Source organism: [Chlorobium] sp. 445 (assembly GCA_002763895.1).
In the GTDB taxonomy this organism is placed as follows: domain Bacteria; phylum Bacteroidota; class Chlorobiia; order Chlorobiales; family Thermochlorobacteraceae; genus Thermochlorobacter.
The window spans coordinates 146,201-168,353 of record NSLH01000001.1 but is presented as its reverse complement, the minus strand read 5'-3'; the positions used below and the strand labels follow the sequence as shown (position 1 = coordinate 168,353).

The following is a 22,153-nucleotide window of genomic DNA, read 5'->3' as shown; positions in this document are numbered from 1 at the left end:
TGAGATGATATTTAAGCTCTATCATAGAGCAGCACTTTCAAGACAGCCATTCTCACAGCCACGCCATTTGTTACTTGTCTCAGAATTAGGCTTTCAGACTTTCCAGAGGTGTCATCACGATCGGTTACGACGCTGGAAAGTTCAATTTCGCGATTGACAGGTCCGGGGTGCAAGACAAAAATCTTGTGTGATACTTTTGAGAGGGCTTCATCGGTGAGCGCAAAAAAGGTGTTGTATTCGCGCAAGGTTGGAATAAAGCCTGCGGCTTCACGCTCGAGTTGCAAGCGCAGCACGATAGCTGCATCGCATTGCTCTAGTGCCTGACTGATGTCAGCAAAGACTTTTACGCCGAAATGCTCAATGCCAACAGGTAACAGTGTTGGCGGTGCGCACACCGAGACGCTTGCACGCATCTTTCGCAATCCGAAGATATTGGAGCGTGCAACGCGGCTATGCAGAATGTCGCCTAAAATTAGGATGTGTAGACCAGACAAGCGTCCAAACGTCTCGTGCAGTGTGAACATATCAAGCAAGGCTTGTGTAGGATGTTCATGCATCCCATCGCCGGCGTTAATCACGACTTTCCGAGTATGCTTGGCAACGATTTCAGCTGCACCCGATTCACCATGACGAATGACGAATGCATCGACTTGCATTGCCTCAATATTGGCAATGGTATCCAGAAGCGTTTCGCCTTTTTGCAGGCTACTCGTGGCTGCCGAAAAATTGAGTATGCTGCCGCCTAAACGACGCACAGCGAGCTCAAACGATGTACGCGTGCGCGTTGAGTTTTCAAAGAATGCTAAGACCACGGTTTTGCCATTCAGAAAAGAAAACGATTGCGGCGGGGAACTCAGAAGTGCTGGCTTGAGCACCGCTGCTTCTTGCAAAATCAGTGCAATATCGCGCTCAGAGGCACGGTATAGTCCGAGCAGGTGTTGCATCGCTCTGTATCGAAATTTCAAGCAAAGATATTTGAAAAATCTCAATTACCTATTAGTTTCAATCTCTAAGTGTTGCAGCGCATATAGCCGCCATATAACTTCAAACTTAAACCTGTAAAGCATGAGAACACTGTCTTTCGCTCTTACTCTTTTAGCGATCTTTGTTAGTACAGCTTTGGCACAAGTGCCAAATTCTGTGAAATCCATGATTCAGCGCAAGGAGTATGACCGCGCTATCGCTGAACTTGAACGGTTGAGCAAAGAAAATCCGAATAACATAGAAGCCTTCTATGTGCTTGGCAACGTTTATTACGAGAAGGCACAAAACGACAAGCGTGCTGAAGACTACCGCCGTGCTACTGAAAATTACCGCAAGGTACTTACCATGAAATCCAACGATAAGCAAGCCGCCATCTTCCAACTGCAATCAGAGAACACGATTCGCACCATGTGGGCAATTGTGTTCAATGATGGTGTCAATGCTTTCAATGAATCGGTTCAAGATAAAGATGCCAACACACGCAAAATGCGCATGGATACGGCTATTGCTAAGTTTCAGCTTGCCATTGAAATTGCTCCCGATAGCATGCAGGTTTATCTGCCACTGGCACGTGGCTACATTGTTGAGGGTCAATATGCTAATGCTGAACCAGTTTTGCGCAGCTACCTTGCTAAGTACCCCGATGAAGTTGATGCTTATACCCTTCTGGATTATGCCTTGGAAAAGCAGGAAAAATTTTCTGAAGCTATTGAGGTATTGGAAACCCTGGTCCAGCGCGGCAAAGCAACACCTGACACTTACAACCGCCTGATGGTAGCTTACATCAAAGGCAATCGCATCAACGATGCTGAGAGAGTTCTGGAAAAAGTCTTAGAGAATCCTACTCCCGACACGAAGAAAACTGCTGTACCGCTCTTGCGCTACCTTGCGCAGGTGCTTGCCGACAGTGGCAAATATGAAGCGGCAATGCGTCAGACAGAGCGTGCTTTGCAGTTAGATCCGACTGTCTCCGATGCGGCTTACAACTATGCCGTCTACAGCATTCAGCATGTAGATAAACTTCGCAAAGCTTACGAGGATAGTATTAGAGCGACAAGAAAAAAAGGGAAGAAAGCCAAAACTCCTGAATATACAGGCGGCACATCTTACTATGAACAAGCTATTGCAATTCTGCGCCCTGCTGCTGAGCGCGAAAATACCAAGCAGTACTGGCGCTTGATGGCGAAACTCTATGCACTGCTCGGCAAAAATGCCGAATCCAAAGATGCACTTAACCGCGTCAATTCTGCTAAAGAAGATAGTTAATTCTTTCTCTTCCAAAGCCCTGCGCAAATGTCAGGGCTTTCTTTTTTTCTAACCACTATGATTTGTGCCACTCGTTTTTCTTTTTTTTTGCTCTTTTTCTTTCTTCTTTTTTCTGCACAGCTTGCTACTGTCTTCGCACAGCCTTTCTGGCAGAACTCTGATATGCGCGCCATTAAGGCTGCTGCCGACCGGCGCAATGTTGCTGCCCTTTTGTCGTATTTTGACAAATCTGATGCGCTGGATGCCTTTGCACTTTATGCACTCGTTAGCGTGCAATCCGATAGCGCCTTGCCTGTGATCTTGCGCAAACTCTCATCGCCCTCCTCTCGCGTGCGCGAATATGCTGCGCTTGCACTTGGTCAGACCTTGCGACTCTCTTCTAATTCTGCTCATTACGCCGATTCTGTACTTGCCTTCATTGCACGTGAGCGCAGTCGTGCCGTGCGTTATGAACTCATCATTGCACTGGGTCATTTTGGCAGCCTTGATGCGATAGAGAAGCTCGTGGACTTGAACCTGAACGATCGAGTCTTGAAAGATGCTGTTGCTGAAGCCATTGCACGTGCTGCTATTCGCCGAGTACGTTCTGCAAAACTCACTGCCGCAGTCGCCAAACTTTACAACGAGACCAAGCGCGCGCCGATGTTTAACTTTTCTATCTATGCCTTAGCACGCATTGCTGATACAAACTTGCTCACGCCACATCAATCTATCATTTTCGAAGCCTGTCGTGCCCCGAATCCAGAAACGCGTGCTTATGCTGTGGTTGCTGCATCGTTTTTGCCCACTCCAGAAGCGCTTACGGCACTCCTTAATGCTACACAAGATCGCGATTGGCGTGTTGCCACGAATGCGATTCGCGCCTTGAGTCGTTTTTTCCCAGATGATGCTCGCCAGATTTATGATGCTGCACTTGCACTGCTGCGCTCGCCAAATTATCACTTGCAAAAAGAAACGCTCCAGATGCTGGCACGACGCAACATGCTGCGCGACGCTGCTGAGCAGCGTGAGACTCTCATCGCCACTATTGAGTCTTTGCTTGATTCACCTTCGCCTGATCTCTGCACTGAAGCCTTGCGCACACTGGCACAGATTGCTCCTGAAAAAGCCTCTTTGCGTCTTGACGAAATGCTATCGCAACAAACGCTGACACCTGCGGCACTGGATGCAATTGGTATTTTAGCGACCATCGAACAGCGTCCGCGTCTCAATTTTTTAAGTACCTTGCAAACCTATGCTGTTGATTCGCAACCGCTCCGTGCTACGGCTGCTATTGGCGCCTTGGGCACGATTTGGAAAAATTTTCACTCCGACACTGCACTGAGTCGCTCAATTGAATCCACACTCATTTCTGCGCTGGCACATCATGCTCAATCAAAACCGCAGAACACCTCTGCCATTCAAACGCTAGCTGCAATTTTTTCAGATTCGCTTCTTGCCTCTCCAAGATTTTTCGCGCCACTGCACGCTGCCTTAACACAACTTTCTTCCGACAGCGATGCAGAAACTGTCATGGCTCTTCTGGAAGCACTTGCTAAACTGCAAGGCAAAGATGCAGCTCCGACCATAGCGCAGTACCTTACAGATAGCCAACTTTCTGTGCGTAAAAAAGCTGCCGAACTTCATGCACGCCTGACCGGTCAGCACCTGCCGATTATCTCCACGCTATCAGATGTCTTGCCTGACTGGACATTCTTTCAGCGATTCTCTAAAAACCCAATAGCCATAATTGAAACCAGCAAAGGGCGCATCACGGTTGAGCTTTTTATTCAAGAAGCCCCTTTCACCGTTCAGAATTTTGTCAAACTCGCTGAGCAGCACTTTTTTGATGGTCTCACTTTTCACCGTGTCGTCTCCAACTTTGTTATTCAAGGTGGCGATCCGAAGGGCGATGGCTCAGGCGGTCCGCCGTATTCAATCCGCTCTGAATTTACCCGTCGCCGTTTTGAGCGTGGCATTATTGGTATGGCATCTGCTGGCAAGGACACGGAAGGCTCACAGTTTTTCATCATGCATTCGCATCACCCACATTTAGATGGTCGCTACACGGCTTTTGGTCTTGTCAAGAACGGGTTTGAGACGATCGATAAAATCGAGATTGGCGACAAAATTCTTTCTGTGAGAGTTCAGTAGGCAGGTCGATATTGACTTTCTTGGCAAAAGTTCAGTGAGCAGGTTGATAGGCACCTTGGCGCAAGTTTTGCCAGAATGCTGCAGCACGTTCAGCCGTCTCCTCAGGTGATGTGGCGTCTGCAATGTAACGCAGCAGCGCTGAGCCTACCACGATACCATCGGCTATCTTAAAAATCTTTGCAGCTTGCGCTGCCGTCTCAATCCCAAAGCCCACAACAAACGGCTTCTTTGCATTGCGCCGAACACGTGTGAGATAATCCTCAAGTTGTGCACTTTGTTGCTCACGGAGTTTTTTTTGTGCCTGTGGTCGCATTTACCGAGAGCGCATAGAGAAAGTGCGTTGCCAAGTGATCGATTTTTTGGATTCGCGCTTCTGGTGTTGTGGGTGAAATCAGAAACACAAGCGCCAGATTGCGCTCTAAGCAGCCTTGTCGAAAGTCTTCGGCTTCTTCAGGTGGCAAATCTGGCACGATAAAGCCATCTACACCAGCCTCTTTGGCGTCATCTAAAAAAATGCGTGAGACCGTACTGCAAAATTGGGTTAATGTAGCCCATCATGATGAGCGGCACGGTAAGTGGCAACTGCGCCGTACGTGCTGCACAAACCAAGTGAAAAATTTTTTCAGTGTTGCTCCATTTTGAATGGCGCGCTGAGCCGCCTCTCGAATCATGCGTCCATCTGCCAGGGGATCGCTATGTGGAAAGCCAAGTTCAATGAGGTCTGCACCGCTTTGCTGCAAAGCCAGCAGCGTCGGGACGGTCGTACCCGGCACAGGAAATTCAGGCATTAGATACGGTATCCAGAGCTTTGAGCGTGTTGCAAGCAGTGCGTCAAGGCGAGTCTGCATCGCTTGTTCTAAGGGTGTCATGAGTGTTTTACTCCAATTGTCCCAGTGCAATGGCTACAATGCCAGTCAGCATTGCCCATTTGAGCAGCGAATTGAGTCTATAAAAATTTTCTTTTGTTTGAGTTCGCCATGCCCGCACAATCACGTAAAGCATTATGGCATCGGTCGTGAGCACTACGCTCAGCAGGTACCATTTGCCATAGAGCCCCTGAAAATAAGGCACAAGTGAGAGCATGACAACAGAGAGGTAGATGATTGAAATCACATAAAGCGTCTTTACTGTACCAATTTTAAGTGGAAGTGTGTTTGCGCCGCCAGCTCTATCACCTTCTGTATCCTCGAGATCTTTGAGAATTTCACGTCCTAAATTGAAGAAAAAGCAAAATGTAACTGGGAACCACAGCGCACTTAAGTCACCGATTGCTAATGCTGCATAAATTAGTCCCAAACTTACAACTGCTGACACCACGATATTGCCTAACAAGGCGATGTGTTTGAGCACTGCACTGTAAGCGTATAGCACAGCAGTTGAGCTTATGGCAATCATCAGATGCAGCAGAGAAATCCCAGCTGCCGTCAAGATACCTAATGCACTTAGCGCAAGCCAATACCAACGTGCTTCCTGCGCAGTGAGTGCACCGCTGATGAGCGGACGTTTTGGTTTGTTGATACGGTCAATTTCCATATCCATCACGTCATTAATGACATTTGCCGCTGCCCCGACCAGTGTACCTGAAATTGCAGCGAGCCATACTTTTGGTTCTTCAAATGCACTTATGCCCGATGTAACAAACGCACCAAGCAGAATTGCAAGAAAAAACAGGACGACGTTGGAGGGACGCACAATAGTACCAAACGCAAGAATTTTACTTGTATGAAATGCTACGGTTGGCATTTGCTCAAATGTTCAATTTAGGACGATGTTCGTTCGGTTTCGTTTCACTCTCTGGTGTTGTCTCTTTAGTAAGGTCTACCATCTCGATACCATCCAGATAAGTTTTTGTGGAGTATTGGCGTAAGCTCATCAACCTTTTAACTACATCTTCAATTCGCTTGCCTTGTTCGTGCACGCGCTCGAGCATTTTTTTTAACTTTTTCCACATCATCTTCCCGCAGCGATTCCCGATTTAGTTTTTGTAACGCAAGTTCTAAGAACCCCAGCAGTCCTGTGAGCGGATTATTGATTTCATGCGCCAGCGTGGCTACCACCGCCATTGCTGCCGCTGCACGCTCAAGATTGACAATCTGCTCTTGCAACTCTAAAATGCGAAACCCAACTTGAACGCGCGCTAAGAGTTCAGACGGCTTGAGTGATTTGGATAGGTAGTCATCGACGCCTTCGCTGAGTGCACGCACTTTTTCATCTTGTGTTCCCCATGCCGTAATCATGATGAAATAAACTCCCTTCGTTTTAGGATTCTGCCGCAGACTGCGACATAAATCCAAGCCGCTTCGGTGTGGCATCGTCTTGTCACAGATGACAATCGGCAAATCGTACTTGTTCAAAATCGCTTCCGCTTCATCTGCACTATTTGCAAGCACTGTTTCATATCCATTAGCTTGAAGTTGGCGACTAATAACTTGCAGCACACCCGGGTCGTCATCCACAACCAGGATTTTTCTCTCCTTCTTCTGCACGTCTTTTTGGGATTCCGATGTCATAGTAAAATTGACAAGATGAATTTTTTTGCAAGCAAGGCTTGCCACATTTTTGCACAAAGTAATAAAAAAATCAGCGATTGCCGTATTGCTAAGCGTTCTTATGCAAGCGCTGCAGCAAGGATTTATTGCTCGAACATGAGACATGAACAAACATTAGAACCTGTTTGTCCCCTTATCTTTGCGATTTGCAAACCTATCTTTGAACCTGTATCTTTATATCCTTATATTTCTTAGACTACTTGGGGCTATAGCTCAGTTGGTAGAGCGCTGCAATCGCACTGCAGAGGTCAGGAGTTCGAATCTCCTTAGCTCCACACACTTGTGCATTTTTCCGCCCATCTTTGAGCCGATGCTGATTTTTAGAAGCTATTACTGAACTTTATTATTGAGTCTTACTTGCCATTTGCCTAAAGGGGCTTGCTCTTATGGCTAAGAAAAGAGTGCATCATGCTTGTCCGAATTCTGCGCGCGACCTTTTAGAGCGAGCCAAAACCCTCCGATACACGGACACTCGCACAGCATACACCGACCTTGAACTTGCACTTCATCAAGTTGAAGCTCAAGGCGATACACACACATTGCTTGACACTCTCAAAGAACTTGCAATTTGCTCACATGTTCTAAATAATTATGCGCAAACGATTGCGTGGGCAGAACTTTTGCTCGAGAAAGCGCGCTATTATGACGCCAACCAGTATGAAAGCAGCGCCCATAACCTTCTTGGCATTGGTCATCACGACATTGGCAACTTGGATATAGCATTGGAGCATTTTCAGGCTGCACTTTCACTTCAAGAGAAAATAGGTCAGAAGCGCAGCATTGCGTCATTTCTGCATAACATTGGAAATATCTATGCCATCAAGGGTCAATTTGAAGTCAGTCTCGAGTGGTATTTGCGCGCGCTGGCATTACGCGAGCATATCTCGCGCGAATTGATGCCAAGATTGCTCAATGGTCTGGGGTACGCTTCCTATCACCTCGGCAAGCACGATGACGCCGTACGCTACTTGACCCAAAGTTTGGAGCTTGCTGAGGCAGATGGCTTTTCCTTCATGCAAATTGTCTCGCTCGAAAGTCTCGCTGATGTCTACATAGACTACGGCGATTACACCACCGCACTCAATTTCTGTATCAAAGCACTTGTTATTGCTGAACAACTGGGCAACAAAAGGAAATTGCTAGCAAAAATTGCGCTTAGGCACCATTTATTTGCGCATGGGCGATTATCTGGCTGCAATTGCTGCCTTCAGCGAAGCGCTTAGTATTGGTGAGCAACTTGGCGCAATTTTGATAAAAATCACGGCACTTGCCAAATTAGGTGAAGCCCAACGAGCGCTTGGCGAGCGCGAGCGCGCTGAAGACTATTTCACTCAAGCCAGAGTGCTTGCTCAAAAATATGGATATGAATCTTTGGATGCACAAGCCTCGCTCGAGCTAGCTAAACTTTTCATCGCACAAGGCGAACACAGCGCCGCACAGGCCTTGCTTCAAGACGGACTCTCAGCTTCAGAGCGTGCTTCTTCAAAGGTCATGCAACAGCAATACCACGACACACTTGCAGTGCTCTACAAATCGCTTGGTGACATCACGCACAGCGCAAGGCATGCCAAAGTCTCACAACAGCTCTACGCTGAGGTCTCTGCGCATGGTGCAGTCCATCACCTGCTTATTGAGTTTGAGACACAGCGCCTTCTGAAACATCCCGCCTTGGGTAGTCAGTCGGACCACCATGCTGCCATAGAATTCGCACGCAAAGCCATTGAGCAAAAGTATTCCAGCCTCTCGCTTCGCTACCGCTCTGATGCAACTACAGGCTCTGCCTCAGATAGCAAACCTATTTCTGTATTTGTTAAAACCTTTGGTGAGTTCGTGGTTACAATTGGTGCACACACACTCACCAAAAGCGATTGGAAGCGCAAAAAAGCACGCGACATCTTCAAAATCTTGCTCATCAATCACCAGAAAGCGGTTACAACCGATGAGCTCATTGAGCTGCTCTGGAACGGAGAAGTCGAGCGCCACGTTGAACAGGTCATCAAAAATAGCATCTCATTTATTCGCAAGGCAATTGAGCCGAACTTAGACGCAAGAGCACCTTCTGCATTTTTGCGCAATGAAGGTAAAGCCTACATCTTGAATCTTGGAGAAAGCGCTTTTATTGATTTCTTGGAGTTTAAGTCGCTCATCGCACAGGCAGCCAAACACTCTGACCGTATTGCGCTCTACAAAAAAGCAGTTGCGCTCTACACCGGCGATTTTCTCAAAGAAGATTTGTATGCAGATTGGGCAATCTTCGAGCGTGAATCACTCAAAGATACTTACCTTAGCACGCTTTCGTACTTGGCTGAGCATGCGCTCAAGCAAGGTGAAAAACAAGAAGCCATTTTGCACGGTCGCCAAATCATTGAAACCGATCGCACACACGATAAAGGCTATGATATTCTCTTGCGAGTTCACTTACAACACGGCGACCATGCCGAAGCACGCCGCATTTACGCGCAGTGCAAAGAAGCCTTTGAAAAGGAACTTGGAACATTGCCACCGAAACACTTACAAACCTTAATGTCTGGCTTAGAGTAGCCAAATGTCTTAGCATTAGCTAAAAAAACGCAACAACTGCTCTTCTTGTGCTTCCCAGTTGAAGACCTCCCGCGCTTTGCGGCAGTAACTGCGATACTTTTCCAAATTTTCATATAGTCCAAGCACACACTCTGCGATGCGTTTTTCTTCCTCATGTGCTGAAACGACTGTGCCCACACGATACGCTTCTATCACGTCTTTCATTGCCGGCAAATCACTTGCCACGACAGGCACGCCTGCCATGACATACTCAAAAAGTTTGTTCGGTAAGGCTAAGTTGTAACTCTCAGAGAGCGGTTCAATCAACGCAAATCCGATGTCAGCCGACGCGGTCAGGCGCAGCAACTCCGCATGCGGTACGCGTCCTATAGCAAATGCACGCTGCTGATAATTTTGTGCGGCAATTGCCTGCCTGAGGTCTGTGAGCTTATCGCCATCGCCAATAAAGACAGCGACAAAGTGATTTTCTAGCCAAGTGAGCATGTTAAGCAATTTCCAGATGCCACGTCCTTCTGTAATGATGCCTTGATAGAGTAAGATCACCGTATCGTCGGGAAGTTGCAGCCTTTGGTGCAGTGTGCGACTGCGTCTGTAAGCATGGTAGCGTGGGTAATTAAAAATGACTTCTGGTCGTTTGATGCGGTAACGCGCTACCAATGCATCGGCATCACGCGTGCCTGAGGTAAAGACTTTTGCGCGCCGGATACAATGTGCTTCCACACCTGCCCAGAAGCGCTGTTTGATTCGTTTTTTAGCAAGTTGGGCAAGTGCGAAGAAAAGTTCTCGCGAATCGTAGTAAAGCCGAGCTTTTCGACGGCGCGCCGCTTGATAGGCTAAGGGCAGTGAAAAGACATCTTCAGCGCAGAAAAACTTTGCTCTTACCTTGAATACTTCCGGCAGCAGTAATCGATAAAACTTCAGAAACTTTACCGTGCCGCGCACCTTCGAAGAGATAGCAAAAGACCGCACCTGACAGCGTTCAAACTCAAAGGTCTCATCTTGCTCCGATATTTGCAAGAGCAGCAAGCGGGAGTACTTTTTGGAAAGTGAGCGCAAAATGTTCTGCAAGCGCGAATCAAAACGCACATCGCCGAAGAAAATGAAGCAGCCATCGAACGTTTCAGACTTCGGGTATTTTGACATTGGTGTTGCTTGAGCGTAAAATCGCCGAGATCGAGATTATTACTGAGATTTTTTCGAATTTAGCTATGGCGTTCTGGGGCGAATGTGCTCTTGCCAATACTTCATCCATGCTCTTTGGTTGCGCTCTATCTTTTCCAAATCTACGTCCAGTGGCTTGAGTGAGACGCTCTTGAGCCATGGAAGCTCCAGCACAAGGTCATCTCGCGCTGGAATGCGATAGAATAGTTCGGCTTGTTCTTTAAGGCTCTCTGGTGAGGTTACAAACTCATAGAAGCGTTTTGCGTGCTCCAGATGCTTTGCGCCTTTCACAATAGCAATGCCTTCCACAGCGAACACAGTGCCACTTTCAGGCATGCTAAAGCCAAAGGGGAACTGATTCAGTCTTGCTTGCAGCAGCGCATCGTTGAAATTCCATAGTGTTACGACACCTTCACCGCGTGCAAGTTTGAGAAAAAGTTGCGTCGGGTCGGCTGCATAACTTTTTGTGTTGGCATGCAGCCGTTCCAGCCAGTAAAATCCAGAGTCCAATGACTGCGTACGCGCCTCTTCCTTGGCAATCATTGCTGCAAAGATGGTTTGCATGGTGCCCGATTGCAGTGGGTCTCTGATGACAATCTTGCCACGCCATGCTTCACTGAGCAAGTCGTCCCAATCCTTGGGCGCTTGCTCTGGCGAAAGTAAATCTTTGTTATACATAATGCCTTCGGGCGTGCGGTGCGTCGCATACCACCGATGTGTTGGCGATTTGAACTCTGTGGAAAGTGCACTTGCCCATGACGGTTGGTAAGGTAAAAGCAGGTCTAAAGCCTCAGCTTGCACGAAGAGTTCTTTCGGTCCACCCCACCACACATCCGCTTGCGGATTGTCTTTTTCAGTGCGGATACGGTCGAATACACTCTGTGATCCCATATCAAGCCAGACAACATCCACCTGTGGGTAAGCCTCTTCAAACTTTTTTCGAAATGTGAAAGCATTTCTTTACCGTGGGGCGAGTAAATGACAACTTTCCCTTTTGAATTGCTCTGACAACTTATCAGCCCGCTGAAGAGCAGTAAAACCAGCGATAGGGTTGAGATAGGTCGCATTGGCACAACGGCTTTTTGAACGCACTGCTTAACGCCAATGCCTAGCCGTTCGTTCAATTTGGCTTTTGCCGCTCTTTGAGAATCTTATCACGGCAACCTTCACAGATACCGTGAGAATACATTTGCGGCGCCGGTTGAGAGAGCGCTCGCACATGCAACACCTTGCCACACCAAGCGCAGATTTGCACGAAATAACTCCCGTTAGGATGATCTGCGGGCATTTCAGGTGCCATGCTCAGTTGAATCATGCACAGCGACTCCGCCGCATCAGCATGCTTGGTGCAGCCAAACTCATGGCATTTATGCGCGGGGAGATCGTAGGGACACGATATATCATTAGAATGAAACGAGCTACTCATCAGCCACCTCCTTTTAGAACTTCGCCAGACTTCTCTACAAAGTCTGTGCATTTCATCTACCAAAGCATGTGCCAAGTTTTGATTTCACTTCGCATTAGCGTCGCTAAAGCGGATGAGGAGATGCAGCAACCGTGATGATGAGAGGCGCAGCAGCTTAACCTAGGGCTGAAAATTAGCTTGCGCCCTTGTCTTTTGCAACTGCATGCGCCAGCACATCTGGGCAAAGATGTGCTGGCGCGAAGTTGAATGAAAGATTATCTCCCTTGCTTTGCTAACAATTTAGGCATGCGCAAAGCGCTTTTGTGGAAAATTCTCCTATGATCGGCTGTTTTTAGCCAAATTCAGAAAGAAATGCTATTTTTCTGTCCAGCTTTACACAAAGTTTCATAAAGCTAAAACCTCGTATCTCTTTATGCCTGCCGATATCATAGACTACAAAATCTTCGGTGATGATATGCAAGCCGTAGAAATTGAACTTGACCCCGGTGAAACTGTGCGCGCCGAAGTCGGTGCTATGCTCTACATGGAAGACGGCATTCAGATGCAAACTTCTATGGGACAAGAAGGCGGCAGTTTTGGCAGCAAACTCTTTGCTGGTTTGAAACGCATTGTAACTGGTGAGAGCTTTTTCATTACTTCTTATATCAATACAGGTCAAGGCAAGCAGCATGTTGCTTTTGCAGCGCCTTATCCGGGAAAGATCGTGCCGCTGGATTTGAAAGCCTTAGGCGGTGAATTTCTTTGCCAAAAAGATGGATTTCTTTGTGCCGCAAAAGGTGTGGATATCGATGTTGCCTTTACCAAAAAAATTGGTACAGGATTATTTGGCGGTGAAGGCTTTATTTTGCAACGCCTCAAAGGCGATGGATTAGCTTTTATTCATGCTGGCGGCACCATCATTCAGCGCTCGCTGGCAGCTGGTGAGTCACTGCGCGTCGATACAGGCTGCTTGGTGGCATTTGCGCCTACTGTTGATTATGACATTCAGTTCGTCGGTGGCTTCAAAAATGCACTGTTCGGTGGTGAAGGCTTGTTTTTTGCCAAACTCACTGGTCCGGGTCTTGTTTATCTACAAAGTCTTCCTTTCTCACGTCTTGCTGACCGGATTATGCGCGCTTCATACGGTGGTAGAGAAGAAGGCGGGCTTGGCATCGGCAGTCTCTTGGGCAGCGACGCCTAACATAGATTATTTTTCAATGCAGAGCTAGCGCATGAGTCAGGTCAACTTGCATTAGGCTTGCTCGGATTGTGCCTTTGCTCTGCGTTTGAACTCCGCCATGAGTTTTTGGCGATAAGCAGTCAGTCGCTCTTGCAACTCGTCTATACTGTCGCCACCAAATTTTTCAAGCAGGGCATTAGCGAGCACAGGTGCAATGACAGCTTCAGCAATCACTGCACAAGCGGGCGCTGCACAGACATCGGAGCGCTCAATGTGCGAGAGTGTCTCTTGCATGCTCGCTAAGTTAATCGAGTGCAGCGGGTTCATCAGTGTAGAAATGGGTTTCATCGCCACGCGCAGGTGCAAAGGCTCACCATTGGTCATCCCACCTTCTAAGCCGCCCGCACGATTGCTCTTGCGCATTGGATAGCGATTGTCATCCAAGAAAATTTCATCGTGCACTTCAGAGCCAAAGCTCACCGCATTGCGAAATGCTGTACCAATCTCGACGCCTTTAACGGCTTGAATAGAAAGAATGGCTTTGCCCAGCTCACCATCGAGTTTGCGGTCAAATTGAGCGTAGCTGCCTAAGCCAATCGGCAAGCCGGTTACAAAGACCTCGATAATTCCGCCGAGCGTATCGCCACGTTGTTTTGCTCCATCAATGAGTGCAATAGCTTGTGCTTCCAACGCTTTATCCAACATGCGGACAGGTGATTCATCAGCTTTTTTGCTAAGTGCTTCGGCATTTTGTGCAAGCAGCGTCGACAGCTCTGCTGGTGGGGTTTGCTCAATTGCCTGCCCAATCGCCGAAAGGTAACTTCCAATGTGGATGCCGCACGCCGCTAACAACTCTCGCGCAACGCTGCAAGCTGCTACTCTTGCGGCGGTCTCTCTTGCTGAGGCACGCTCAATGACGGGGCGAATGTCCTCAAAGCCATATTTGAGTGCGCCTGCAAAATCAGCATGTCCGGGCGTGGCACATCTACTGTTTTTATTGGGCGTTCAGGCACATCAAATTGACTCATTTTTTCAGTCCAATTTTTCCAATCTGCATTGCGAATGAGTAAGGTAATCGGTGAGCCAATGGTTTTGCCAAAGCGCACACCAGAGAGAATCTCGACTGTATCTGTCTCAATTTTCATTCGGTTGCCACGCCCATAGCCTTGTTGACGCCGGCGGAGTTGAAAGTTGATGTGCTCTGGCGTCAGTGAAAGCCCAGCAGGCACCCCCTCGATAATTGCAGATAAGGCAGGTCCATGCGATTCGCCGGCGGTTAGATAACGAATCATTCTTGGCAGATTAAATTGAAATGTTCAGACTTTTGGTGTTAGCATTGAACTTGCCTGCGCTTCATGGCGCGTGCTTGATGCACGATTATGCGGCTATGCCTTCATTTACAAACTTTTGATGGTTGTTCAAAATCACTTCGTACGATGCTTTGAGCAGTTCATCGGCGGACTTGGCTTCTGTTGGAATAGGCTTATCAATCACGAGCGTGATATCGCCCGGTGAAATGAGCACAGTGTCGCGCCGCATAATTTTGTAGCTGCCCAAGATGGTTACAGGCAAAATCGGCACACCGGCTTTTTCTGCGACCACAAATGCACCGCGCTTGAAGGGCTGAATGCGTCCATCTAACGAGCGCGTTCCATCAGCAAAGAGAATCACAGATTTGCCTTGTCGCAGTTTTTCAATGGCTTTCATGAGACTTTTGAGCGCATCGCGGTTTGCCCCACGCTTGATGAGAATAAAATCGCCCATCGCCATTGACCAACCAAAAATGGAATTTTGCCCAGCGACTCTTTGGCTACGATGCGCACTTTCTTGATAGGCAGACCCAACAGCAACGCTGGAATATCGAAATAACTTGCGTGATTACTCACAACGACATAAGTCGCATCTGGCTGTACATGTTCTTTGCCAATGACATGAAGTTTAACGCCCGAAAAAAAGAGCCACAGTCTACACCAGAGACGCGCAAGGAAAAGATACACCGTACCTGTACGATCAAAAATTGAGAATATGATAGAAATGGTGCTGAGAATGACAATCATGGTCAGCACGGTCACCCAAATATAGAGTGAGCGCAGCACGAGCCAGAGTTTCGACATTGTTTGTGCTAAGTTGATAGTCTTGATTGATTGCGCTGCAAAATACGCAAAGATGTGCGAACCTTCACGGCGCTTAGTGCAGGCTCTTTTGCACTTAGGCTATGTTGGTGCGTGGTTTTATAGCGCAGTGCTTATGCGCTCTGCGTTGAGACGTTTGAGTCTACGGTTTTTGAAGAATTGTACCACAATGCCGAAGGGGCAGAAGTAATGGCACATGCCGCGTGCGCCGAAGATAGTTACGCCGAGACCGACCATCGTGAGAATGAGAAAGTGCCCGCCTTGTACCAGCAGATTTTCATCGCTGTTGAAAGGATTGTGCAGTGGGTTTTCGCTCATGTCCCACATGGCTTGGCTGTGAAAGAGCCACGCTAGCGGGACCCAGATGACGAGCAGAACAAGCATGGCATATTGCGAGATTTTGGGATTAAAACTCACGCGCTTTTTAGCGAAAGGGAACATCAGGTCTTGAATGCCGCCTAACCAGCAAAATGTCGAGCAAATCCAACGCCCGCTGCGCGAAGCAGCATACACCAGACTGCCCCAAAAGGCAAGCCCAATCACCGCCCACAGCACATTTGGAATCGCAAATTTGATTAGCGCCACATGAATCAAAATAAATGTCGCTTGCACCACGAGCCGCTTATAGACAATTTTCCGATGCGTTCGATGATGCGTGTTCAGACCATTTTTATTTTGCAAATCCTTTGCAATTTTCTCGACCGAAGATGTTGAACCCACAGCGTTCATGCTTTATGACTTCCTTTCTTTTCTGTCTTTTTGATTTCGGTCCTCAGACCGTTGCGTCTTTAGCCATGTGCGTTTTGCCTATGAAGCGATTTTGCGTGTCGCCCGAAGTTTTGATAGTACGCCTTTATCGACATTAAGCTCTATCGGCTCTTTTTCGGGTGGCTGCTCTTTGAAGAGCACTTTGAGCACATCGCCTTCGCGCACGAAGCTTTCCATCTCGAGCGTATAGAGCACACGCGGCAGTGTAATCACGCGGTGATTGCGATCAATGGTTACGCTTAAATCAGTGCCCATTCGCACGACTTTGACTTCTTCAGCATCTTTCAGGAAAGGAATGCGAATCGCCAGAATTTCACGATTGAGGTTTGGCACCGCATCTTTTTTGCTTTCAATCCAGAAATTTTTGCCGCTGTAGAAGACCTCATCAGGCGATCTTTCGCCAAAAATAAGCTTACTCAAGTCGTTTAGCATATCGCAGCCAATTGGCTCTGTGCGTTGCATTTCGCAGCGGAAAATTGGCGTCGGATAAAATGAGTTATCTATTTCCAGAAGATACTTGCGGTGTAAATCAGACCAAAATTCAAAATACTCACCGACCGTTTTAACAGTGGGCAGAACTTTGTTGACAACAATTGCATCGATGTTGATGCCGTAGAGATGCACGAAGGTATAGGCGCGCTTGGTTTCCAGAATCGAGAGTTTTTCGGGATTGAGCACGAGGCGGAAAGTAACTTCAGGGCGCAGAATGAACTTGTTGATGTCATCCATCTGCTTCATGAGCATATTGACCTCTTCGAAAAATTCAGGGTCAGGCTGATTGGTTGCGCCCAGCGAGCGTTGCAGCGACGCCATATTTTTGTAGAGTTTGAAGAATTGCTTACCCATGTTGCCACCAATAATAATTTCAGGGTAAGCCAGCAGCCGAAGCGTGTTACCGGTCGGTGAAGTATCCAGAATAATCACATCCCACTTGCCCGAGAGCGCTTCATCGAGCAGGCGCGCCAGAGAAAAAATTTCGTCTAAGCCGGGCTGCGTGGTTAGCTCGGATGCTACACCTGAATCTACACCACGACTTTGATAAGATGAGGAGACAAACTTTTGAAAGCCCGACATATTTTTCTTGAGCTCATAAATCGTATCAATTTCCAAGCCATAGAGATTGCGCTCAATTTCGCAAGGCTCAAAGCGTCCGATTTTGAAATTGAAGACATCAGAAATAGAGTGTGCAGGATCACTTGACATAATCAAGACGCGCTTGCCTTGACGCGCCAGCGCACTTGCTGTTGCTGAGGAAACGGTGGTTTTACCTGTGCCTCCTTTACCTGAATAAATGATGACGCGAGGAATTTTGACATTGCCAAGTTGCGCTTGCAAGTCTCTGGTGAGCATACTGCTGTTCCTTTCTCTGTTTTCTAAAGGTTCAATTTCTTGCTCTTCAAATCTGCGCAATTTGCAGCATATCTCTCTCTTATCCGCAGCCGATTGCGCCGAAAAATTAGAGACCTGCAAGTCCTTTGCTTTCAAAGCGTTAGCATACAAAGCGTCCAAAGCGTTCATTTGGCTTTTAGTACTATCCATGCAGCCCATGCAGCAGTTGCCCTCCAGCTCTCAGTGCTCAACCGTGCTCAGCGTTTAGCGCACTACAAACACCAAGCCTTCATGCGGGCGCAAGCGTACCGAGAAACCGCCCAGCCACAGCTCGAACTGCGGACTTTTGCGCGCGTCAGTTACAAATACCTCGATATGCTCATAATCCTGCACATGACTTAGTGCCAGTGAAGGATAATAACTTTCTTGTGGGTACGCCGTGAGATTTGCAAAGACTAAAATGTGTCCCGTATGCCCACCACTCTGGCGCTCGAAGGCAATGATATTGTGGCTACTGTAGCCTTCAAGCATTCGGAAGTCACCATTCGTTACTGCGGCATTATTCCAGACATGTGAGAGACGATGATAAAAATCTGCAAGTTCAGTATCTGGCTCCTCTGCTGCTCGTCGCAACAATTGAACAGGCACTTTCAGGCGTCGCCCTTCATGCTCGCCTTCATGCAATAGATGCGCACCAATTGCCGTGTGTGTAATCAGCGCCGCCACACGATGATTTGCCCCAAATGTCGCCGCCGCTCGCGCTTCATCATGATTTTCAATAAACCGAATCAACTTTTGTTGATAGAGCACATCGCCATACAAATGCGCCTTGACACCCGAAACATCTTGATCTCTGAGGCGATCATAGAGGCGCTTGTCATAGACAAAGTTAAACCCTTGCTGCTGCAGCGTCCACTCTAAGTCCCAATACGCTTCTGCGATAAAGAGAAAGTTCGGGAACTGACTTTTGAGGTCATCAATCGTTTTCTTCCAAAATTCTTCTTTCATCTCCAGACCAAACTCTCCCCATGTACGATTGAAGACATCCTTCAAAATGAGCATTGCCATATCGCAGCGCACCCCATCACAAAGCTTTGCAATTTGCCGCAGCGTCTCTTGCATGGCAACATGCAGTGCAGAGTTTGCGTAGTTGAGTTGCACCGTATCAGTCCACGCTGGGAAATAGGGGTCTTTGCCACACGCAAAATAGGTGCCATTGTGTTGCACAACGCCATCAGACAGATGCTTTACCATATGTGGCGGCACAGCTACAAAATAATCGGGATGCACATTTAGCCACTTGCAATCGCGCGCCATGTGGTTCGGCACAAAGTCAAGGAGCAAACGCATGCCTTTTTCATTGAGCCTGTGCCGAAACTTAAAAAGCGCTGACTCACCTCCTAAGGCTTGTGCCACGCTGTAACTTTTTACCGCAAATGGTGACGCCCCTACATCGCTCAGTTCCACATCGGGCAGCGCACGCTGATACTCTTGCCATAGCCCTTGGTGCGTCTGTGCAATCTGGCGCGCCGCTGCACTCTCTTCCCAGACCCCCATTAACCACACAATATCCACTTTTAACTCTCTCCACTTACAAAACTCTGCTTCAGGAATATCGGCAAGCGTTAGCGCCCGACCTGCTTTGAGCGAAAGTTCCCTTAACCACACGCGTGTATTTACTTCATAGATAAGCGGAAAGCGATTTAAAGCCGCCATATCGATACCGTTTGAGCTCAGACCTTACTGCGTTTTCGCTTGTGATGCACATCACAAATTACAGAAATTAATAAACTGTATTTGACACGTAACTTTTGTCTTTCAATATTTGCAGCATTCCTGCTTGTCATCTTGTTCATTTTAGCTTTCACCTTATCAACTTTTTTGCTTGACATTTTGCTTAACATCAAATTATCAAAACACAATTAATCTCAAGAAGTCACCTATGACCTTTCATAGAAGTAAAGAGCACGCTACCTCAAAAACACACATTCAGAGCTTGCTCAACGCTGTCTTTCAAGCCAGCCCTGTGCCAATGCTCATCTGTGACTTCAAGACAGGTGAAATTCTTGCCGCAAATGAAGCTTTTCTGAAATTTTCAGAGTATTCTCAAGAAGAACTCTTAGGCAAAACCGCCTTTGAACTGTCTCTCTGGGAAAATCCAGCAGCGCGTCATCTCTCTCTTCATAATTTGAACACTACACCCTTGGAGTTTCAAGTCGCTTTCTTGACAAAATCTGGTACGCGCTGCCTTGTAAAAGTCAAACTAAGCTCCCTCAAGAGCGCTGGAAACTCTACACGCTAAAAGTTTTTGAAGTTCTTCCAGAATCTGCATCTACTTTTCCATGGCTACATGTCTCCCCCATGGCTGAAATGCAACGATTTTCTCAAGTAGAAACATGGGAGTATGATGTTGATACTGGCAAGATTTCATGGTCGCCTGGGTTATTTAAGCTATACAATTTGCCGCCAAATGCTACCGAACCTGACTACGAGACACTTCTTTCCTTCTACACTCCAGAAAGTGCCGCTGCACTTCAGGCTTCAGTCTCAGAAGCTCTTAAAACGGGCAAAAGCTACCAGCACGAACTGGTCGTACAACTTGGCAACCAGACAGCTATCCATAGCTGCATTAGTTACGCCTTGCGCGATAGCAACGGTAAAGTGTATAAACTTTTTGGTTTTGTCAGAGATATTACCGACCTCAAAGCCGCTGAACGTGCTTTACAAGAAAGTGAGGCGCGGTTTCGTTCGCTCATAGAACATGCACCTGTTGGAATTGCCATTCTCTCACCGCAAGGCACTTTGCTGCAGGTCAATACCGCTTTTGCACGTCTTTTTGGATACAGCACAGCCGACCTTGCTGAACTTAGCTTCAAAGACATCGTAAAGCCTGAAGATACCGATCTTGGTCAACCTGTGATGCATGAAATACGCTCCGACGAGCGTCGTGCTCATGACTTAGCTTTGCGTTGTCGACGCAAAGATGGGAGTCCATTGTGGATTAAAGTTTCTTCAATGCCTATTTACGATAACGCAGGGCAATTACTTTACGAAATTGTAACCGTTCAAGATATCACCGCAATGAAAAGTCTTGAAGACTCCCTTCAAGAGCACAAGGATCTTCTTGAATCAGTTATCAACACTGCGGCGATTGGTATTTGCGTAACCGATGAGGAAGGGCGCTATGTGATGGTCAACCCTGCGTATTGCAATACCTACGGTTACAGTAAAGAGGAACTTCTGGGTCAGCACTTTAGCATGGTCATTCCAAATGAAGATCAGCTCAAAGCCAGCAAAACACATTCAGCCTTTATTGCTGGTGATCCGAATTCTTCAGGCGAGTGGCGATTGAAGCGCAAGGACGGTCGACTCCTTGATATTTATGTCACTGCTGGACGATTAGTACGCAAAGATGGCAAGCGTTTTAAGGTTACCACTGTCGAAGATATTACAGAACGCAAGCGTGCAGCAGAAAAACTCCAAGAGACAGAAGCAGCTTTGCGGCAGTCACAAAAAATGGAAGCCATAGGCGTGCTGGCAAGCGGCGTTGCACACGACTTCAATAACATCTTAGCTGCTATCTTGGGTAATGTCAAGTTGCTGCAACGGCGACTGCAAGGCAGTGATGAGCAAATTACAGTGCCGCTTCAACGCATCGCAACTTCTGTCAATCGCGCAGCAAAACTGGTGCAGCAACTTTTAGGCTTTGCACGCAAGGGCAAATATCAATCTATCGCTTTTGATGTTAGCGCAGCGATTCGCACGGTGCTGGATATTTTCTCACAATCGATTGACCGACGCATTCGTCTTAATTTGAACATTGCGCCACAGCTACCGCGCATTGTCGGTGACCCTAACCAGATTGAGCAGGTTTTTCTTAACCTCTTGGTCAATGCCGCTGACGCTATCGCTCCAAAATTAAAAGAGGGACACAAAGGCGTGATTAGTATTCGAGCAGAGCATATATCGCTACCTGAAGAGAAGCTCAAAGCGCTTGAACTTGCCCCCAATCAGACCTACGTGCGCGTTTCAGTTTCAGATAATGGCACAGGTATTCCACCTGAGATTCACTCGCGTATTTTTGAACCTTTCTTTACAACAAAAGCAGTCAGTAAAGGCACAGGCTTAGGACTTGCCATGGTTTTTGGTGCCGTCAAAAGTCATCATGGCGCTGTAGAATTTGAAACTTCAGCTGACAAAGGCACGACATTTCACCTCTACTTTCCACCAGACACTAACCTTGAAACCCTTGACCAGACCAGTACAGATATTCAACCATTAACGACCTTGATGAATAAAAAATACACTGTTCTCATTATTGAAGATGAGGACCTACTGCGCAATTTGCTTGGAGATCTTTTCATGGAGTCGAACTTCAATGTCATCAGTGCAATTGATGGTGAAGATGGTCTTGCCAAATTTCAAAAGCACTATCCTCACATTGATATTGTGCTGCTCGACATGAACATGCCGAACATGAGTGGTGAGCATGTCTATGAAGCGCTCTCGAAGTATCCCAATTTTCCCCCTGTGATTATTCTGACAGGCTATGCAGAAGATGAAGTATTGCAGAGATTGCGCAGTCAAGGCGTCAAAGATGTGATTATGAAACCCTATGATACCGATGAGTTACTGCGACGCGTTTTTGAGTTCTTAGAGTCGAAGTAGCTGCTGATTTTATTGCTTGCTTTGCATACGTTTTTCA

At 47.3% G+C, this 22,153-nt stretch carries 18 protein-coding genes, 1 tRNA gene and 3 pseudogenes; 10 read left to right on the top strand and 12 right to left on the bottom strand.

Annotation, left to right across the window (positions count from 1 at the left end):
• Positions 1 to 11: 11 nt before the first annotated feature.
• Positions 12 to 944, bottom strand: coding sequence for an aspartate carbamoyltransferase (locus CMR00_00800; GenBank protein ID PIO49245.1), 933 nt, complete (start codon positions 942 to 944; stop codon positions 12 to 14).
• 121 nt (positions 945 to 1,065) lie between these two features.
• Between CMR00_00800 and CMR00_00795 the strand changes: the two genes are divergently transcribed.
• Together CMR00_00795 and CMR00_00790 are read left to right on the top strand one after the other, a co-directional pair.
• Entirely contained in the window at positions 1,066 to 2,250 is a 1,185-nt protein-coding gene (locus CMR00_00795) for a hypothetical protein (GenBank protein PIO49244.1), read from the top strand.
• A 1,512-nt stretch (positions 2,251 to 3,762) separates the two neighbouring features.
• The gene (locus tag CMR00_00790; GenBank protein PIO49309.1) at positions 3,763 to 4,383 is read left to right on the top strand and encodes a hypothetical protein; all 621 of its coding nucleotides are present in this window, start codon (positions 3,763 to 3,765) and stop codon (positions 4,381 to 4,383) included.
• A 31-nt stretch (positions 4,384 to 4,414) separates the two neighbouring features.
• On the opposite strand, the pseudogene CMR00_00785 reads toward CMR00_00790, so the two are convergent.
• The 3 genes and pseudogenes from CMR00_00785 to CMR00_00775 all read right to left on the bottom strand — a co-directional run bounded on the left by CMR00_00785 (position 4,415) and on the right by CMR00_00775 (position 7,037).
• Positions 4,415 to 5,231 (bottom strand): annotated as a pseudogene (locus CMR00_00785) (tryptophan synthase subunit alpha).
• 28 nt (positions 5,232 to 5,259) lie between these two features.
• Positions 5,260 to 6,126 carry a hypothetical protein gene (locus tag CMR00_00780; GenBank protein ID PIO49243.1) on the bottom strand — a complete coding sequence of 289 codons (867 nt, stop codon included), beginning with the start codon at positions 6,124 to 6,126 and terminating at the stop codon, positions 5,260 to 5,262.
• 149 nt (positions 6,127 to 6,275) lie between these two features.
• Positions 6,276 to 7,037, bottom strand: a complete 762-nt coding sequence (locus CMR00_00775; protein ID PIO49242.1) for a hypothetical protein — start codon at positions 7,035 to 7,037, stop codon at positions 6,276 to 6,278.
• 97 nt (positions 7,038 to 7,134) lie between these two features.
• Here CMR00_00775 and CMR00_00770 point away from each other — a divergent pair.
• The 3 genes from CMR00_00770 (at position 7,135) to CMR00_00760 (ending at position 9,473) form a co-directional block, all read left to right on the top strand.
• Positions 7,135 to 7,207, top strand: a tRNA-Ala gene (locus tag CMR00_00770).
• 111 nt (positions 7,208 to 7,318) lie between these two features.
• A complete protein-coding gene (locus CMR00_00765; GenBank protein PIO49241.1) occupies positions 7,319 to 8,155 on the top strand; it encodes a hypothetical protein in 837 nt (278 codons plus the stop codon).
• On the top strand, positions 8,109 to 9,473 hold the full coding sequence (locus CMR00_00760; GenBank protein PIO49240.1) for a hypothetical protein: 1,365 nt from the start codon (positions 8,109 to 8,111) through the stop codon (positions 9,471 to 9,473). The genes CMR00_00765 and CMR00_00760 overlap by 47 nt, the downstream gene beginning before the upstream one ends.
• Positions 9,474 to 9,488: 15 nt before the next feature.
• On the opposite strand, the gene CMR00_00755 is transcribed toward CMR00_00760, so the two are convergent.
• The 3 genes from CMR00_00755 to CMR00_00745 form a co-directional block, all read right to left on the bottom strand.
• Positions 9,489 to 10,616, bottom strand: a complete 1,128-nt coding sequence (locus CMR00_00755) for a hypothetical protein (protein ID PIO49239.1) — start codon at positions 10,614 to 10,616, stop codon at positions 9,489 to 9,491.
• Positions 10,617 to 10,679: 63 nt separating this feature from the next.
• Positions 10,680 to 11,546, bottom strand: coding sequence for an iron ABC transporter substrate-binding protein (locus CMR00_00750; protein ID PIO49238.1), 867 nt, complete (start codon positions 11,544 to 11,546; stop codon positions 10,680 to 10,682).
• A 208-nt stretch (positions 11,547 to 11,754) separates the two neighbouring features.
• Entirely contained in the window at positions 11,755 to 11,949 is a 195-nt protein-coding gene (locus tag CMR00_00745) for a hypothetical protein (GenBank protein PIO49237.1), read from the bottom strand.
• Between CMR00_00745 and CMR00_00740 the strand changes: the two genes are divergently transcribed.
• Both CMR00_00740 and CMR00_00735 read left to right on the top strand, forming a co-directional pair.
• Positions 11,941 to 12,195, top strand: coding sequence for a hypothetical protein (locus CMR00_00740; protein PIO49236.1), 255 nt, complete (start codon positions 11,941 to 11,943; stop codon positions 12,193 to 12,195). The genes CMR00_00745 and CMR00_00740 overlap by 9 nt on opposite strands.
• A gap of 277 nt (positions 12,196 to 12,472) precedes the next feature.
• Entirely contained in the window at positions 12,473 to 13,240 is a 768-nt protein-coding gene (locus tag CMR00_00735) for a TIGR00266 family protein (GenBank protein ID PIO49235.1), read from the top strand.
• 51 nt (positions 13,241 to 13,291) lie between these two features.
• On the opposite strand, the pseudogene CMR00_00730 reads toward CMR00_00735, so the two are convergent.
• The 4 genes and pseudogenes from CMR00_00730 to CMR00_00715 form a co-directional block, all read right to left on the bottom strand.
• Positions 13,292 to 14,511, bottom strand: a pseudogene (locus CMR00_00730) (chorismate synthase).
• An 85-nt stretch (positions 14,512 to 14,596) separates the two neighbouring features.
• A pseudogene (locus tag CMR00_00725) lies at positions 14,597 to 15,276 on the bottom strand (1-acyl-sn-glycerol-3-phosphate acyltransferase).
• Between the two features lie 174 nt (positions 15,277 to 15,450).
• Positions 15,451 to 16,080: a hypothetical protein gene (locus CMR00_00720; protein ID PIO49234.1), complete on the bottom strand. Its 630-nt coding sequence runs from the start codon at positions 16,078 to 16,080 to the stop codon at positions 15,451 to 15,453.
• A gap of 78 nt (positions 16,081 to 16,158) precedes the next feature.
• Positions 16,159 to 17,469 (bottom strand): arsenic-transporting ATPase, encoded by a 1,311-nt coding sequence (locus CMR00_00715; protein ID PIO49308.1) that lies wholly within the window; start codon positions 17,467 to 17,469, stop codon positions 16,159 to 16,161.
• Positions 17,470 to 17,530: 61 nt separating this feature from the next.
• Here CMR00_00715 and CMR00_00710 point away from each other — a divergent pair, with 61 nt between their 5' ends.
• A complete protein-coding gene (locus CMR00_00710) occupies positions 17,531 to 17,716 on the top strand; it encodes a hypothetical protein (protein PIO49233.1) in 186 nt (61 codons plus the stop codon).
• Here CMR00_00710 and CMR00_00705 read toward each other — a convergent pair.
• Complete coding sequence (locus CMR00_00705; GenBank protein PIO49232.1) at positions 17,713 to 19,164, bottom strand: alpha-amylase; 1,452 nt, start codon at positions 19,162 to 19,164, stop codon at positions 17,713 to 17,715. The two genes, CMR00_00710 and CMR00_00705, sit on opposite strands and share 4 nt — an antisense overlap.
• A 226-nt stretch (positions 19,165 to 19,390) precedes the next feature.
• Between CMR00_00705 and CMR00_00700 the strand changes: the two genes are divergently transcribed.
• Complete coding sequence (locus CMR00_00700) at positions 19,391 to 19,750, top strand: hypothetical protein (protein ID PIO49231.1); 360 nt, start codon at positions 19,391 to 19,393, stop codon at positions 19,748 to 19,750.
• A gap of 59 nt (positions 19,751 to 19,809) precedes the next feature.
• On the top strand, positions 19,810 to 22,116 hold the full coding sequence (locus CMR00_00695) for a hypothetical protein (protein ID PIO49230.1): 2,307 nt from the start codon (positions 19,810 to 19,812) through the stop codon (positions 22,114 to 22,116).
• The last annotated feature ends 37 nt before the right edge of the window (positions 22,117 to 22,153 follow it).

Excerpts from the sequence above, each read along its gene's own strand:
- CMR00_00800 (PIO49245.1), bottom strand. The coding sequence starts at position 944 with ATGCAACACCTGCTCGGACTATACCGTGCCTCTGAGCGCGATATTGCA.
- CMR00_00795 (PIO49244.1), top strand. The coding sequence starts at position 1,066 with ATGAGAACACTGTCTTTCGCTCTTACTCTTTTAGCGATCTTTGTTAGT.
- CMR00_00790 (PIO49309.1), top strand. The coding sequence starts at position 3,763 with ATGGCTCTTCTGGAAGCACTTGCTAAACTGCAAGGCAAAGATGCAGCT.
- CMR00_00780 (PIO49243.1), bottom strand. The coding sequence starts at position 6,126 with ATGCCAACCGTAGCATTTCATACAAGTAAAATTCTTGCGTTTGGTACT.
- CMR00_00775 (PIO49242.1), bottom strand. The coding sequence starts at position 7,037 with ATGTCTCATGTTCGAGCAATAAATCCTTGCTGCAGCGCTTGCATAAGA.
- CMR00_00765 (PIO49241.1), top strand. The coding sequence starts at position 7,319 with ATGGCTAAGAAAAGAGTGCATCATGCTTGTCCGAATTCTGCGCGCGAC.
- CMR00_00760 (PIO49240.1), top strand. The coding sequence starts at position 8,109 with ATGGGCGATTATCTGGCTGCAATTGCTGCCTTCAGCGAAGCGCTTAGT.
- CMR00_00755 (PIO49239.1), bottom strand. The coding sequence starts at position 10,616 with ATGTCAAAATACCCGAAGTCTGAAACGTTCGATGGCTGCTTCATTTTC.
- CMR00_00745 (PIO49237.1), bottom strand. The coding sequence starts at position 11,949 with ATGATTCAACTGAGCATGGCACCTGAAATGCCCGCAGATCATCCTAAC.
- CMR00_00735 (PIO49235.1), top strand. The coding sequence starts at position 12,473 with ATGCCTGCCGATATCATAGACTACAAAATCTTCGGTGATGATATGCAA.
- CMR00_00720 (PIO49234.1), bottom strand. The coding sequence starts at position 16,080 with ATGAACGCTGTGGGTTCAACATCTTCGGTCGAGAAAATTGCAAAGGAT.
- CMR00_00715 (PIO49308.1), bottom strand. The coding sequence starts at position 17,469 with ATGCTCACCAGAGACTTGCAAGCGCAACTTGGCAATGTCAAAATTCCT.
- CMR00_00705 (PIO49232.1), bottom strand. The coding sequence starts at position 19,164 with ATGGCGGCTTTAAATCGCTTTCCGCTTATCTATGAAGTAAATACACGC.
- CMR00_00700 (PIO49231.1), top strand. The coding sequence starts at position 19,391 with ATGACCTTTCATAGAAGTAAAGAGCACGCTACCTCAAAAACACACATT.
- CMR00_00695 (PIO49230.1), top strand. The coding sequence starts at position 19,810 with ATGGCTGAAATGCAACGATTTTCTCAAGTAGAAACATGGGAGTATGAT.